Raw genomic sequence first — 14,358 nt, 5'->3', positions numbered from 1 at the left:
TGGGCAAGGGGCATTGGGAAAAGGTTGGGTCTTTGCCCCGCATGATACAATGAGTCAGGGGGAGTGGTGTTGTGCACAGCGTTACGGTTCGTCAGTGCGTTATTTTACTTGAAGATACTGCTACGCGCGCCTTGCCTCTTTCGCTCACCCTTCGTGGGGACAAACCATTTCTTGCGTGGCTGATGCGAGAAATGCAGCGTTTCGGTGTCGAGGAGTTTGTATTCCTGACCAGCCGGATTTCACAGGATATTGCGACTGCTATTGAAAATGTCAGAGGTTTCCTCCCCAGAGCCGCAAAGATTAGCATAAGTGTTGCACCATATGAGGTGGGGACCGGAGGAGCGCTTCGTCATGCTCAACCCTATCTGCAAAAGAGGTTTTTCCTGTGTTCTGCAAACACGCTGTTTTCATGTAATCTGGCGCGTTTTCTAACGGCTGCCCGGAAGGGTCATTGGATGCTGCTGCGTCCGGCTGATCCGCATGCTCATCCCGGAGATGTGCAGGTGAAAACGCGTTGTGCAACCGGGGGTTCCGTATCACTTTACAATGATATTGAACCGACTGTTCAACAACTGATCAATGCCGGATTGTACCTTTTTGACGCGCAGATCTGCGAAGTTCTGACGGAAATCTGCTCTTTGGAAGCGGATGTGCTTCCCAAACTGGTGGAAAACCAAAATCTCCAGAAGTTTTCTCTGACAGGGGATTTTTACTCGGCGGAAAATGCCAGCACATTGGAAAAGGTTTTGGGAGAGATGTCGGTAAGACTGCGTCGTCCTGCCGTTTTCCTGGATCGGGATGGTGTTATTAACCGGGATTTCGGATGGGTTGGAACGCGGGAGCGCTTTGAGTGGGAGCCAGGTGCACGTGAGGCCATCGCCCGGTTTTGCGATAGCGGTCACCACGTTTTTATCGTGACCAATCAGTCAGGGATCGCACGTGGATTTTATTCCGAAAATGATCTCATGACGCTTATGGATTGGGTCGTGAACAGTATCCGTGAATATGGTGGAACTATAGATGATTGGAGATATTGTCCGATGCATCCTGAATCCGCAATCGAGCAATATCGTGGGCATAGTGTGAACCGCAAACCGGAACCAGGAATGATTCTTGATCTGTTACAACGGTGGGAACTGGATCCCATGTGCTGCGTCCTATTTGGTGATCAGCCTACAGATATGCAGGCAGCGAGAGCAGCAGGAGTACAAGGAATCATGATTGGTCCAGAGAGTTTGTCTGGTTTGTTCCGAAATTGAATATTTCGTTATGTGAAAACGAGATCTTCGAAAGATCTCGACACGGTATGGGACGGTAGTTACAGTTCGTATCAAATGGTCTGAATGGAAAGATGATGGCATCTTGCAGGGACACGGAGACGCCTCTGTTTCACATTTCTTCGAAGACGCAGGAGTCTGACTGCTGTGACCTTACCGAAAAGACAACTCTGAGCGCAGTTGAGAAATATCGGCTGTTGCGTGAAACACGCCGCGCCGTCAGGCGAGAACGTCTTGCTGATGAGCGGAAATCAGAAGCGCATCAAGAAAGATGATCTCTGGAGATTTTGATGCTCTTTGAAGCGGCAATCGCAGTGTCAGTCATTCCGGGGTAGGCTGACAAATCCGCGAGAGCGGCAGGTCGGCCCATCAGAAAACCCTGCGCAGTGGTACACGATGTGTGGCGTAACATATCGAGCTGCGCTGTTGTTTCTACGCCTTCGGCGATAACTTCCATCGACATGGCATGCCCCAGTGTCATGATGGCGCTGACGATGCTCTGAGCCCGTTGATCGTTCAACATGTCACGGATGAAAGAACGGTCGATCTTGATCCGGTCAAAAGGAAAACTGCGTAAGTAGTTAAGGCTTGAAAACCCAATCCCGAAATCATCCATAACAATCTTGATACCCAGAGAGCGGATTTTACCCATAGTCTCCAGATTGCGCTGTACGGCATCCAGAAATATGCTCTCTGTCAGTTCGAGTTCGAGCCTTTCTGCGGCCAATCCTGTTTGGAAGAGTGTCTGGATAACGGCGGCGTACATGTCGTCATGTGCGAACTGAACTGCGGAAATATTAATGGCTACCCTGATATGAGGCGGCAGTCTGCTTGCTTGAGTACAGGCTTCCAGCAGAACCCAGCGACCGATCGGTACAATGAGATTGCAGTCTTCCGCGACCGGGATAAATTCGTTTGGGGCGATTACGCCCCTGACAGGGTGTTGCCAGCGCAGCAGGGCTTCGACACATTCCACCCGGTTTGTTTTGAGGCAGATCAGGGGTTGGAATTCGAGAAAGAACTGATCTGTCTCAAGCGCTCGCCGTAAATCATGCTCCATTTCGCAGCGATGCTGGATATCTGCCTGCATAACAGGATTGAAGCTGATCCAGTCCGAAGACTGAAGGCGGCGTGCTTCGTTCAGCGCGAGTTCGGCATAATGGCATGCTGTTTCAAAGCGATAGGTATCAAACGGAATGAGGCAACAGCCGATACTGGCTGTTATGTGTATTCTGTGCCCGTTCACGGGGAATGAGGTATGGAAAATATCCCGTGTAATCTGTGCCCAGCGTGTCGCCTGTGTGGGATGTTCGTATGGGAAAGGACAGAAAATGCCGAATTCGTCGCCGCCAAGTCTTGCGACAACGCACTCTTTGGTCAGGAATGTTCGAATCCGTTGTCCGATTGCACTCAGAACGCCATTGGCAATTCTGGTGCCGTAACGTTCGTTGATGGCGCGGAAGCGGTTGATGTTGACGTATAAAAGAATTCCCGCCGAATGTTGGCCTGTCCCGTTGGCGAAGAACTCTTCCAGATGTTGTTCGAATTCTTCTTTACTGCACAGATCCGTAACGTCGTCCCGGCTTGGCAGGTTTGTTGTGACAGAAGTTGTAGTAGGGAATGTGATAGCCAGAGCGATACAGTCTTTATCATTCTGGCGAAGAGGGGTCAGTCGGAACTGTACCGGAAGAGCACGCTCTTGGAGTGTTACGAGAATACCGGAATGATAGTGATTGTCCGGCAGAACCTTCAGGGCTTCGGGAAGGATATTTTCGAGAGAGGGGAAATTCTGGAGATCAGTTCCTATGCAGGAAAGAAGAGGGCTGTTGGCTTCGATGATCCGGCCCTGATACAGAATGGCCAGGCCTTCGCTGGCTGCATCGGCAAGATGGTGAATGGGAAAGAAAGCTGTAATGTTTTCCCCGGGCGCAGTCTTCGGAAGGTGTGTTTCCGCGCAGGAGCGGTCTCCTTCCTTGCCGGTTCTCTGGGAAATACGCACAGTCATTTCTGTCCCTCTGTCTTAAGATAAGATGACTCGGCTTCTGTTAAGAAACTGGAAATGTCGAACAATCGGGGGTCGTTCAAACTGCAACAAAATGTTTCTCAGAACGAATATGATACGATTCATGCTCGGATTCTGACCATTCTTCCGCCGCGTGAGCGTTACGAAGCGGGTCATGCTGGGGCGATCTCCCTGCTTGTAGACCGGCTCGCCGATGCGAGGGATATTGTGGCAGGAAGCGGAGCTGTTGGTGTAGCGTTGCCTGGTGGGCGGTATCGAGCGTTAACCATACCACGAATTCCCCTGTCGTATGGCTGGCGTTTTCGTCTGTCCTGCGTGGCAATGATGCGGTCGTTTCGACCCGCTTTGACGGAAGTTCACAACCGGCCGGATCTGGCGCGTTTTCTGGCACGGTTTGGGCCGGTCCGTCTGGTTCTGCATAATGATCCCTGCACCATGCGTGGCGCTCGGTCCGTTCGGCAGCGTGAGGATCTGGCGCGACATGTGCTGGTGTGTGGCGTCTCGGACTGGGTGATCCAGCGTTTTCGGGAAGGCTGCGGCCCGATCCGCACCGAAATTCAGCCCAACTGCCTCGATCTGTCCGCATTGCCGGTTCCGCGCAAAAGGAAGAAGACTGTCCTGTTCGCCGGACGGGTTGTGGCGGATAAAGGAGTGGATGCGTTTGTGCGGGCCTGGAGCAACATCCGCGCATCTCATCCGGGGTGGAGGGCCGTTATCATGGGGGCAGATCGGTTTGGACCGGATTCCCCGGAAACGCCTTATCTGAAACAGCTTCGGCCTCTTGCTGCTGCTGCCGGTGTCATGATGACGGGGTATCGGCCTCATGACGCGGTTCTGGATGCGATGGCGGAAGCCGCAATCGTTGTGGTGCCGAGCCGCTGGCAGGAGCCTTTTGGTATGACCGCTCTGGAAGCCATGGGATGTGGTGCGGCGGTCGTGGCGTCCCCGGAGGGGGCGTTGTCTAATCTGGTTGGAGATGCCGCGCTGCTGGCAGCACCAGATGAGCCCGGAGCGCTGGAACAGGCTCTGAGCCGCTTGATGAAAGATGACGGTCTGAGGGAAAAGCTGGGTGCACAGGGGCGTGAACGGGCTGTCCGGTTTGATGTCGGTATAGCCCGCATCCGTGTGCAGGAACTGCGGCAGGCAGCGATTGCGTTTGTCAAACATATGCCGCAGTCCTGAAAAGTTCAGTCCCGCTGAGGCGGGGCCATGAAGGTCGGGTCGATAGCGTTCGGCACGTGACGGGCCAGAATGTCGTCCACGGCTTTTTTCTCTTCGTCCGTCAGAGACCAGCCGAACACATCCTTTACACCTGAGACCTGTTCTGGCTTGCGGGCTCCCCACAGGGCGATGACCGGTCCCTGATCGAGAACCCAGCGGACGGCGAAGGCCATGGTGGATTTACCGCGTTTTTCGGCAAGCTTTCCGAATTCTTCCACGGCTGCGAGATAGTTCTCGAAGTTCGGCTTCTGAAATTTCGGATCGTTCGAGCGCAGATCGTCCTTGGGGAAAGTCGTGTCCCGGCTCATCTTGCCGGTCAGCAGGCCGCGACACAGGGCGCCGTAAGCCAGAATGACGGCGTTGTGCTTTTCGGCGTAAGGCAGGATGTCCTTTTCGATCGTCCGTTCGAAAAGGTTTAGCGGCGGCTGGATCGTGGCGATCGGGGCGACTTCGCGGAAAATATCCATCTGTTCGGGCGAGAAATTGCTGACGCCGAGGGCGCGGATCTTGCCTTCCTGATGGAGCTTCTGGAGTTCGCGGGCGCTTTCGTCGATCGGGGTTTTGTCGTCAGGCCAGTGGATCTGTTCGAGGTCGATCGTTTCCACACGCAGACGGCGCAGCGAGTCCTCGACTTCCTTGCGGATGCGCGCCGGGCGGGAGTCCCGGAAGACCTTCATGTTCTTTTCGTCTTCGCCGGCCCAGTGCAGACCGAGTTTGGTGGCGATATGGGCCTTGTTCGGTTTTTCGGCCAGTGCGCGCCCGACGATTTCTTCGGAATGGCCAAAGCCATAGACCGGGGCGGTGTCGATCAGGTTGATCCCTTCGTCGAGGGCGGCGTGAATGGTGCGGACGCCATTGTCATCGTCGGGTCCGCCCCACATCCAGCCACCGATGGCCCATGTGCCAAGCGCAACGCGGGAGAGGGGTGTGTCGATGCCGGGGATGAGGATGGTGTCGGATGCCATGATTGTCTCCACTCGAAATAGACAGTAACGAAAAAGCGCTTCGGACTGTAAGTGGTTGCATGCCGGGCGGAAACCTTCCATCCACGGTTCATGCGCTTCTCTCCTTCCACTGTGACCCGGATCGGCCGATGGGCCGCCCTGGTCCTGCCTCTGGCCCTGACGCATGTGCGCGTGGCAGGTGAGGCCGATCTTGATCTTCTGGCTGTTCTGCTGCTGCTCCATTCGTTGCTTGTCGGACGACGGCAGGGCGGATGGGACTGGTTCCGGGAGCCTTGGGTCATCGCCACATTCTGCTGGTGGGGCTGGCAGGTTCTATGCACGCTGTGGGTATCGCCGGGGCATGGCGCGCTGGTGCAGGCGCTGCTGGCGATCCGCTTTCCACTCGCGGCCGCCGCGCTGGGCTGCTGGCTGCTCCGGGATGCGGTCTGGCGCAGGCGTGTGCTGTGGCTGACCTGTGCGTGCGGAGTTTATATTGCCGCTCAAATGCTGATTCAGGCTGTGTTCGGGCGCAATCTGTTCGGAATCCCGCGTTTTCATGATGGCACATTGACGGGACCTTACGAGCACCCACGCGCTGCTGCACCATTATCCCGGCTGATCCTGCCATTACTGATGGTGGGCTGTGCGGTGGCGGAAAAGGCGCGAAGTCGGCTGATGCGGACATTCGGGCTGTGTGCGGCTACGGTTCTGGCCGTCGGGATCATGGTTCTGGCGGGGCAGCGGATGCCGCTTGTGCTTTCGCTTCTGGGGATCGGGATATGTGCGTTGCTGTATCGGCCAATGCGTCCGGCCGCGTTGGCGGCAGCGGCGATGCTGCCGGTTCTCGTGCTGGTGGCGCGGGTGTTTTCGCCCGGCAGCTTCTTCCATCTCGTGACGCTGGCGCGACAGCAACTCACGCATTTCGGCCAGTCGCCTTATGGGGAAATCTATACCCACGCGGTCGTGATGGCGCAGGCGCATCCCTGGATCGGGCAGGGCTATGATGCCTACCGGCATTTCTGCTCGGACCCGTCCACCTTTCATGGCCTGTCAGGGCTGTCGGAGGCCGTGCCCCAGAGAGGGTGGCTGGACCTGTGTGTCCAGCATCCGCACAACCATTATCTTCAGGCTCTGGTTAATGCCGGAGTGCCGGGGCTGATCCTGTTCGTCTTGATGATCGCGACATGGTTGAAGGCGATCTGGCCGGGGCGGAACGGGCACGCAATTGCGATCGGTCTGTTTGCGGCAGTGCTGATTCAGGAGTGGCCGATCGCATCATCTTCGGATTTCCTGAACCTGCCGCTGAGTGGCTGGGGTTTTCTGCTTCTGGGACTGGCTCTCGCCTATCGGGCCTTGCCGATACGGAACGGGTTTCAAGCGGGCGGGGTCCGGCCTATATCGTAAGGCAGATTACGGAGGCCTTATGTCCAGCACCCCTGATACTACTCGCGAGACTGCTGCGTCTGACCGAAGCGGCACTGTTCCTGTGACGGTCCTGACCGGCTTTCTCGGCGCCGGCAAGACCACGCTTCTCAATCACATCCTGACGGCCGAGCATGGCCGTAAATATGCGGTTGTCGTGAACGAGTTCGGTGAGCTTGGGATCGACAATGACCTCGTGGTGGATGCTGACGAGGAAGTGTTCGAAATGAACAATGGCTGCATCTGCTGCACGGTGCGCGGAGATCTGATCCGCATTCTGGGCAGCCTGCTGCGGCGTCGGAACCGGTTTGACGGCATCATCGTCGAGACGACCGGACTGGCCGATCCGGCCCCGGTTGCGCAGACGTTTTTCGTGGACGAGAACCTTCGCGAGAAGGCGCGTCTGGATGCGGTTGTGACGGTTGTGGACGCGTTCAACGTCATGGAAACGCTGGATGAAAGCCCCGAAGCCGTCAACCAGATCGCGTTTGCAGATGTGATCGTGTTGAACAAAACTGATCTCGCGGATGAAGAACGCCGCAAGGACATCGTGGCGCGTCTGCGGAAGATCAACGCCGTGGCGCAGATCCATGAGGCGCAGCATGGTGGCGTGAAGCTGACGGACATTCTGGACCGGGGTGGCTTTGATCTGGCACGCGCCCTCAAGACGATGCCGGACTTTCTGGAAAACGATCATCATTCCCACGAGGAAGGCATCACCAGCATTTCCCTGAGCATCAAGGAGCCGATCGACCAGCCCCGCTTTCAGGCGTGGATCGGCGCGATCCTTCAGGAGCAGGGGGCGGACATTCTGCGGGCCAAGGGCATTCTGCACTTCAAGGGCGAGCAGAACCGTTTCGCGTTTCAGGCCGTGCACATGATGGCGGACGGAGACTTTATCGGCCCGTTCCGTGAGGGTGAGAGCCGGGACTCCCGTCTGGTGTTCATCGGACGCAATCTGAACCGTCCGCAGCTTCGGCGCGGCTTTGAAAGCTGCATTGCGGTATGATGCAGGATCTTCTGGCGGACCGGGGTGCTGAGCGCCGGTTCGAGAGCCCGATTGTTCATGTGGTCTCCTCCCGCGACGGACGTAGCTTTGCGGCGCTGACAGTGGATGGAGAGCTTGTTCTCATTCCGCGCGATCGTCTGCGGGATGCGGAAAGCTGGACGGTCGTGGCCGCGCATGATGGCGGGTTGTGTCTGGCTCAGGGCTGCGAACCTGATTCGTTTTTGTCCGGTGGCGAGGACGGAAAGCTCGTTCGGACCTTTGCCGATGGCCGCACGGATGTGCTGCACGAAGGGCGCCGCTGGATCGACTGCGTGGCCAGCACGACGGATCATCTGGCGTTTTCGTCTGGAAAGCAGATCGAGGTCCGTGCGGCGGAAGGGCACCAGACGCTCAAGGTTCTGGAACATCCTTCGACCGTGACCTGCATCGTGTTCGATGCCAAGGGCAAGCGAATTGCGGCGTCACATTATAATGGTGTGTCGATGTGGTTCGTGCAGGCCAAGGTCGATAGCGTGCGGCCGTTCGAATGGAAGGGCAGCCATATCGCGATTGCCATCCATCCGGGCGGAGAGGCGCTCGTGACGTCCATGCAGGAAAATGATCTGCATGGCTGGCGTCTGTCTGACGGGCACAACATGCGTATGAGCGGCTATTCGAAACAGGTGAAGTCCATGGGCTTTACGCGTAACGGACGCTGGCTTGCGACGGCGGGGGCCGATGCGATCGTCCTGTGGCCGTTTACGGGTGGTGGGCCGATGGGCAAGGCTCCGGCGGAACTGGCGCGGTTGCCGGGTCTGTTCGTCAGTGCGGTTTGTCCAAATCCCAAGGAAGACATCATCGCTGCGGGCTATGAAGACGGAACGGTCGTTCTGGCGGAAATCGGCGGCGGGGACCAGCGCGTGCTGCCGCTGTGCTCGGGGCAGGATACGAAGCGCGGCAAGGTGACGTCTCTGGGCTTCACGCCGCAGGGTGGGGCGCTGGTCTTTGGGACCGAAGACGGCGTTCTGGCTGCAATTGACTTGTCCAAAGGTGATTAAGTTTCACAATCAATCTATTTGGTTCCTGAAGTAATCCAGGCTCCGGATGCGGTGTGGCCTGAAATGCTGATTTAATTGTTGGCAGTGTGGAAACGCGCTATGTCTGTCTGACGCAGAGTAGAGCTCTCGTTCAGGAGGCGTATCTGGAGGCTGTATCACCATTGGCAGCGCTGGGGGGAAGACCTTCCGGTCTGGATATTGATCGAGGTCTGGAAGCCTTTTCAGACCTCGATTTGGACGATATTGCAGTCTCTGCGGCTGCACTGTGTCGCGCGCCGATTGCTCTTGTCAGTATATTGGATGGAGACCACCTCTGGTTTCCGGCCCGTTTCGGAACGGATCAGGTTTACGGGGTGCTGGCCGGTTCGGGATGTGCGGCAGTTTTAGCCCACGGGACCTCGGTGGTGATTCCCGATCTGATGATGGATCCTGAAACGCAGAAAAACGGCCTTGTCTGTGGAGAGCCGGGATTGCGGTTCTATGCCGGATATCCGCTGGTCACGGCTGAGAACAGGATTTTCGGCACTCTGTGTGTCATGGACCTGGAAACACGACCGCAGGGGCTGTCTAAGCAGGAAAGTGACGGTCTGTCGGCTCTGGCGCGACAGGCTATGCGATTGATGGGGCTGCGTCGGGAACGTCTGGCTCTTCAGGCGCAACAGGTGGATCTGGAGCGCCGACAGGCACGGGAAAAATATGCTCTCCAGCAGGCTGCGGGGGCGGCAGGTGGCGTGGGCATCTATGAATATGATCTGGTCAGTGGAGACATTACGGTTTCCCCTGAAGTCTGCCGTATCATTGGGATTCCTGTTACCGAAGTCGTGACGGCCGTTCAGTGGGCCATGAGGGTTCATGAGGACGACAGGGAACGGATTCCCCTTGTGTCACAGCTCATGGACGGCTCGGCGCCTCTGAAACTTGAATATCGCGTCATCCGGGCGGGCGACCGGAAGGAGCGATGGATACTGCGACAGGGGATGCTGGACAGGGACTGGGCTGGGCGCCCGATCCGGCTGATCGGAACAATTCAGGATATCACGCCCGAAAAAAACGCCACCAGCCGCCTGACGACACTTCTGGCGGTGGGGGATGCCCTGAGGATGGCGACGACGCGCAGGCAGGCTCTTACAGAAGCATGTCAGCTTCTGGGTGGACGCCTTGATGTGCAGCGTGTCGGGTTTGCCGTTATTGCGGTTTGTGATGCGGTTTTTACTATTGATCTCGGTTGGTGCAGCCCGGATGTGTCACCGATTTCGGGAAATTTGCAGTTTCGGGTCTTTCGCAGGACGTCTGATTTCCTGCGTAGCGGGGCTGTCCTTATTGTGGACGATATTTCCAGCCCGCCCTGGATGCAGGAGGAGCAGAATGCCTGTCGGGCATTGCAGATGGAAGCGCAGATTGTCGTTCCGAAAATGGATCATGACAAGCTGACGGGATGTCTGTTCGTTCACAGCGCCACACCACGCGACTGGACGCTGGATGAAACATCCTTCATTCGCACGGCCGCAGACCGGATCTTTACGGCGCTGGATGAATGGGATGCCGAAGTGCGGCAGGACATCGTCAACCATGAAATCCTGCATCGTCTGAAAAATACCCTCAGCATCGTCCAAAGCCTTGCACATCAGGGGTTCCGGAACGTGGATGATCAGGGACCACTCACAACATTCACATCCCGTCTCGTTGCGCTTAGCGCCGCGCATGACCTGCTGATGCGACGGAACTGGCAGTCCACGGATCTGGCAAGTCTGGTCTGTGGCGTGCTCACGCCACTGGGCATCGAAAACCGGGTCGAGGTCTCGGGGCCGTTTCTCAAATTGGGTCCTGATACGGCGACATCTTTTTCGATGGTGCTGCATGAACTGGCGACGAACGCCATGAAATATGGCGCCCTGAGTGTTGCGGACGGGAAGGTGTTTTTGAGCTGGACGATTACAGGAACAGGTGAAGCTGCGGTGATGTCTCTGACATGGCGGGAGGCTGACGGCCCGCCAGTTACGCCACCTGAACGAACCGGGTTTGGTGTACGTCTTCTCAAAGCCGGATTGGGCCGGTACGGAAAAACGGAACTTCATTACGCTCCAACGGGTTTATGTGCAGACCTGACTGCCCCGACCCTGTCACTTGCAACACTCTGAGACTGCCTGGAGACCCGTATCTTTCATGTTGGAGGACCCTGACACGCGGCCCACAATCCTGATTGTCGAAGACATTGTGTTTATTCGCATGATGACGGAAGACTATTTCGAGAATGCCGGTTTCAGAACTCTGAGTGCCCGCTCGACATGGGAAGCGATTGCATTTCTCGAAACGGATCCGACAATCCGCTACCTGTTTGCCGACATCCACCTGCCGGACGGTGATGATGGTCCGAGGCTTGCTGAAACAGCACGAAAATGCTGGCCTCCCGTCAAAATCATTCTGACCTCCGCGGACATGCCCGCAGATCAGGTCCGGCTGCCGATCCGTGGCCTTTTCGTCCCCAAACCTTATAGTCTCGATCAGGTCAGAAAAGCTTTTGAGACGATGACCTGATCAGGGCTGCTGACCGGAGGAGCGGTCTGTGTGTCCGAGGTCACGGTCGGGGTCGATAGCGTCCCGCACGCGCTGTTTCAGTTCCTTGGGGCCGGGAAACCCTCCGTCGCGCTTGCGCTCCCAGACCAGCATTTCGTTGACATGAATTTCGAACCGGCCGCCGGTATCGGGGATCAGCGCGACTTCGCCCAAAGCCTGACCAAATGTCGAAAGCAGTTCCTGAGCCATCCAGCCAGAACGGAGCAGCCAGTTGCATTGTGTGCAATAGCGGATGGAGACGCGGGGCGTAGTGGACGTCATGGGGCGATCCTGTCGGGTTTTGGAATTCGGAGATTGTCATGAGGGCTTCATGTGGAAAAGCCTTCGCGTCAGAGCCGGCGGACGTTAAGGGTACGGGGTGTTATTCTGTTTCACTGCTCTGACGGGATTTTCCGGCCCATGCGTTCTGCCACTCGTTTGCCTATAGCGTTGCTTCTGTGTGCGACTGTTCTTTCGGCCTGCGCGCCATCAGCGCGGCACAACGAGGCATTGCCTGAAAGCGCCGCACCGGACGAACGGCTCGTTCTGGCACCGCCTCCCGTGGCAGGCAGCGCGGCGCAGCTTGACGATGACCGGGTTTTCCGCGCGACCCGCGCTCTGAAGGATACGCCACGCTGGCAACTGGCGCAGAGCGACGCGGATCTGGAGCCAGCAGACCTGGTCCGGGATTTTTCCTGTGCGGCAGGCTTTGATATCGACCTCGCAAAAGCACCGCATCTGGCGCGGGTGTTGGAGCGGATCCGTCATGCTGTCGGACACCGGACATCCGAAGCCAAGACATACTGGCACCGGACGCGCCCCTTTGTCGGGACGAATTTGCCGATCTGTACGGCTCCCGAAGGGCTTGGCCTGCATTCGTCCTACCCGTCAGGACATACGACGGCGGGATATGGAATGGCGCTCCTTCTGGCGCATCTGATGCCAGAACATGCTACGGCGCTGCTCCAGCGCGGCCGCGTGTTCGGGGAAAGTCGGATCGTTTGTGGTGTGCATTGGAAATCCGACGTTCAGGCTGGCTATTTGAATGCGTCATCCCTGATGGATGCGCTTCTGGCCAATCCGGAACTTCAGGACGATCTGACAGCGGCGCGGCACGAACTGCTGGCGATGCAGGAGCATCCCGCCGCACCTGATGCGGCACGTTGTGCGGTGGAACAGGATGCCGCGACGCACTCTTTGCTGAGCGAACAGTAAGGCGCGGACAGGCGGCGCTTCTGAAAAATCAGGGCGCCGGTTTTTTCTTGTCCGACGGGGGCGGGTTGTGATGGGCGGCGCGATCGTTCGCTTCCATGAAGCGGTCGGCAAGGCAGCTATAGAGCGAATGCGGGCAGATCATCTTCGAGACGCCGAACGCCAGAAAGGACGTGGCCAGCAGCGCAAGGGTGACCTGCTGGTTATCGCACATTTCCATGACGATGATCGTAGCGGTCAGCGGGGACTGCGACATGCCGCAGAAATATGCCACCGTGCCAAGTAGTACGACCGCGCCCGGCGTAGTGTGCGGCAGGAACTGCTCCACCCAGCCGCCAATTCCTGCACCGATGGCGAGAGACGGGGCGAACATGCCGCCGGGGATGCCGGAGCAGTACGAGACGATCATCGCCAGATATTTGAGGACGAAGAACGAGGCGGGATAGTGCTCGGTGCCGTTGAAAATGGCGCTGGCCTGATCATAGCCGGTGCCGTAGGTGGCGCCTTTGGAGACGAGGCCGATCAGGGCCAGTATGAAGCCGCAGATTGCTGCGAAGGCGATTGGGCGTGTTGCGGCGAACTGCCCGACCCGCCCCGGAATGCCGCGTGAAGCCTTGATGAGAATGGCTGAAAAACTGCCTCCAGCAAGGCCGCCAAGAATGCCGCAGGTCAGAACCGCGATCCACGCCGTACCGACCGGGACATCTACGTCCGCATGGCCGAAATAGGTATAGTTGCCGATCAGGGCGATGGCCGTGACGCCAGACAGGACGACAACCGTGAGGGTACGGCCCGAGGTCTTCTGTTCGAAGGAATGGGAGAGTTCCTCAATGGCGAACATGATTCCGGCCAGAGGCGTATTGAACGCCGCGGCCATGCCTGCAGCGCCGCCTGCAAGGATCATGCTGCGCCGCGCGGCGATGTTTGACTGTCCCAGCAGGCGCGAGAAGGCGTGCATGATGGACGCGCCAACCTGAACGCTCGGGCCTTCACGCCCGATGGACGCGCCGCAGATCAGGCCGAAGGACGTCAGCAGAATTTTTCCGAGAGATGTCTTGAGAGACAGGACCCGGTCGACGACCGCGACATTCTCGATATGCAGGGTTGCGATTGTCTGGGGAATGCCGGAGCCCTGCGCGCCCTTGAAGATGGTCCGCGTGGCCCATGTGATGAGCGCCAGTCCAGCGGGAGCCACGACCAGCATGGCGGCTGGATGCCAGGCGACGATCTGATGGCGCACGTCCGCTGCCCAATTGCCCATTCTCGCGAAGAGCACCGCCACCGTGCCAACCAGAACCGCGCCCAGCCAGTAAACTGCCGTGCGGCGCCACTGGTTCGTCGTAACTTTTGCTGAACGCCTCAGATGCAGAATGCGGTCTTTGCGACGCATTGCGTGCTGTGAAGAGCGCGTATCCGAAGCAGGAGACTCTGCGGGAACAGCGGCAACAGGAGAAGGAGGCGGTGTATCGGCCAATATTCGGACGTCCGGGAAGGAGGGTCGGGCTGTGGAGGATACGCCCGGTTCAGGCCCGTGCGCTGATGAGGAGCACCTGCCATCAACGCGGGAGGAGGGTCAAGGGTTCTCCGCCGATGAGGCGCAGGTGGCCGAATCCGTTTCGGATTGTGTCATAAACCGCACAGTCAGCGCCGCTTACCCTAT

12 protein-coding genes are annotated in these 14,358 nt (G+C 57.7%); 8 read left to right on the top strand and 4 right to left on the bottom strand.

Annotated elements, in window-relative coordinates; all coding sequences use genetic code 11:
• The first annotated feature begins 71 nt into the window (after positions 1-71).
• Positions 72-1,259, top strand: coding sequence for an HAD-IIIA family hydrolase (locus tag ABDK74_RS05635; protein WP_346003047.1), 1,188 nt, complete (start codon positions 72-74; stop codon positions 1,257-1,259).
• A gap of 280 nt (positions 1,260-1,539) precedes the next feature.
• On the opposite strand, the gene ABDK74_RS05630 is transcribed toward ABDK74_RS05635, so the two are convergent.
• Positions 1,540-3,282, bottom strand: coding sequence for a bifunctional diguanylate cyclase/phosphodiesterase (locus ABDK74_RS05630; RefSeq protein ID WP_346003046.1), 1,743 nt, complete (start codon positions 3,280-3,282; stop codon positions 1,540-1,542).
• Positions 3,283-3,336: 54 nt separating this feature from the next.
• Here ABDK74_RS05630 and ABDK74_RS05625 point away from each other — a divergent pair, with 54 nt between their 5' ends.
• A complete protein-coding gene (locus tag ABDK74_RS05625) occupies positions 3,337-4,482 on the top strand; it encodes a glycosyltransferase family 4 protein (protein WP_346003045.1) in 1,146 nt (381 codons plus the stop codon).
• Between the two features lie 5 nt (positions 4,483-4,487).
• Here the strand turns inward: ABDK74_RS05625 and ABDK74_RS05620 are convergent, their stop codons facing one another.
• The gene (locus ABDK74_RS05620) at positions 4,488-5,486 is read right to left on the bottom strand and encodes an aldo/keto reductase (RefSeq protein WP_194254188.1); all 999 of its coding nucleotides are present in this window, start codon (positions 5,484-5,486) and stop codon (positions 4,488-4,490) included.
• A 51-nt stretch (positions 5,487-5,537) separates the two neighbouring features.
• Here ABDK74_RS05620 and ABDK74_RS05615 point away from each other — a divergent pair, with 51 nt between their 5' ends.
• From ABDK74_RS05615 to ABDK74_RS05595, 5 genes are all read left to right on the top strand, one after another.
• Positions 5,538-6,869 carry an O-antigen ligase family protein gene (locus ABDK74_RS05615; protein WP_346003044.1) on the top strand — a complete coding sequence of 444 codons (1,332 nt, stop codon included), beginning with the start codon at positions 5,538-5,540 and terminating at the stop codon, positions 6,867-6,869.
• Positions 6,870-6,888: 19 nt separating this feature from the next.
• Positions 6,889-7,896, top strand: coding sequence for a GTP-binding protein (locus ABDK74_RS05610; protein WP_346003043.1), 1,008 nt, complete (start codon positions 6,889-6,891; stop codon positions 7,894-7,896).
• The gene (locus tag ABDK74_RS05605) at positions 7,893-8,933 is read left to right on the top strand and encodes a WD40 repeat domain-containing protein (protein WP_346003042.1); all 1,041 of its coding nucleotides are present in this window, start codon (positions 7,893-7,895) and stop codon (positions 8,931-8,933) included. Before ABDK74_RS05610 ends, ABDK74_RS05605 begins: the two co-directional genes overlap by 4 nt.
• A gap of 86 nt (positions 8,934-9,019) precedes the next feature.
• Positions 9,020-11,071 (top strand): GAF domain-containing protein, encoded by a 2,052-nt coding sequence (locus ABDK74_RS05600; RefSeq protein WP_346003041.1) that lies wholly within the window; start codon positions 9,020-9,022, stop codon positions 11,069-11,071.
• 25 nt (positions 11,072-11,096) lie between these two features.
• Positions 11,097-11,468, top strand: a complete 372-nt coding sequence (locus tag ABDK74_RS05595; protein WP_346003040.1) for a response regulator — start codon at positions 11,097-11,099, stop codon at positions 11,466-11,468.
• Here the strand turns inward: ABDK74_RS05595 and ABDK74_RS05590 are convergent, their stop codons facing one another.
• Entirely contained in the window at positions 11,469-11,768 is a 300-nt protein-coding gene (locus ABDK74_RS05590; protein WP_346003039.1) for a SelT/SelW/SelH family protein, read from the bottom strand.
• Between the two features lie 138 nt (positions 11,769-11,906).
• Between ABDK74_RS05590 and ABDK74_RS05585 the strand changes: the two genes are divergently transcribed.
• Positions 11,907-12,701: a phosphatase PAP2 family protein gene (locus ABDK74_RS05585; RefSeq protein ID WP_346003038.1), complete on the top strand. Its 795-nt coding sequence runs from the start codon at positions 11,907-11,909 to the stop codon at positions 12,699-12,701.
• A gap of 28 nt (positions 12,702-12,729) precedes the next feature.
• Here the strand turns inward: ABDK74_RS05585 and ABDK74_RS05580 are convergent, their stop codons facing one another.
• Positions 12,730-14,172 carry a chloride channel protein gene (locus ABDK74_RS05580; protein WP_408874468.1) on the bottom strand — a complete coding sequence of 481 codons (1,443 nt, stop codon included), beginning with the start codon at positions 14,170-14,172 and terminating at the stop codon, positions 12,730-12,732.
• Positions 14,173-14,358 lie beyond the last annotated feature (186 nt).

Origin of the sequence: Gluconobacter sp. OJB (assembly GCF_039638275.1) — a bacterium.
Classification (GTDB): Bacteria; Pseudomonadota; Alphaproteobacteria; order Acetobacterales; family Acetobacteraceae; genus Gluconobacter; species Gluconobacter cerevisiae.
Note: the sequence above shows the minus strand (reverse complement) of the source record. Positions and strands in the feature narration are given on the sequence as shown.

Coding starts and splice junctions, on each gene's coding strand:
- ABDK74_RS05630 (WP_346003046.1), bottom strand. CDS start 3,282: ATGACTGTGCGTATTTCCCAGAGAACCGGCAAGGAAGGAGACCGCTCC.
- ABDK74_RS05625 (WP_346003045.1), top strand. CDS start 3,337: ATGTCGAACAATCGGGGGTCGTTCAAACTGCAACAAAATGTTTCTCAG.
- ABDK74_RS05620 (WP_194254188.1), bottom strand. CDS start 5,486: ATGGCATCCGACACCATCCTCATCCCCGGCATCGACACACCCCTCTCC.
- ABDK74_RS05610 (WP_346003043.1), top strand. CDS start 6,889: ATGTCCAGCACCCCTGATACTACTCGCGAGACTGCTGCGTCTGACCGA.
- ABDK74_RS05605 (WP_346003042.1), top strand. CDS start 7,893: ATGATGCAGGATCTTCTGGCGGACCGGGGTGCTGAGCGCCGGTTCGAG.
- ABDK74_RS05595 (WP_346003040.1), top strand. CDS start 11,097: ATGTTGGAGGACCCTGACACGCGGCCCACAATCCTGATTGTCGAAGAC.
- ABDK74_RS05590 (WP_346003039.1), bottom strand. CDS start 11,768: ATGACGTCCACTACGCCCCGCGTCTCCATCCGCTATTGCACACAATGC.
- ABDK74_RS05585 (WP_346003038.1), top strand. CDS start 11,907: ATGCGTTCTGCCACTCGTTTGCCTATAGCGTTGCTTCTGTGTGCGACT.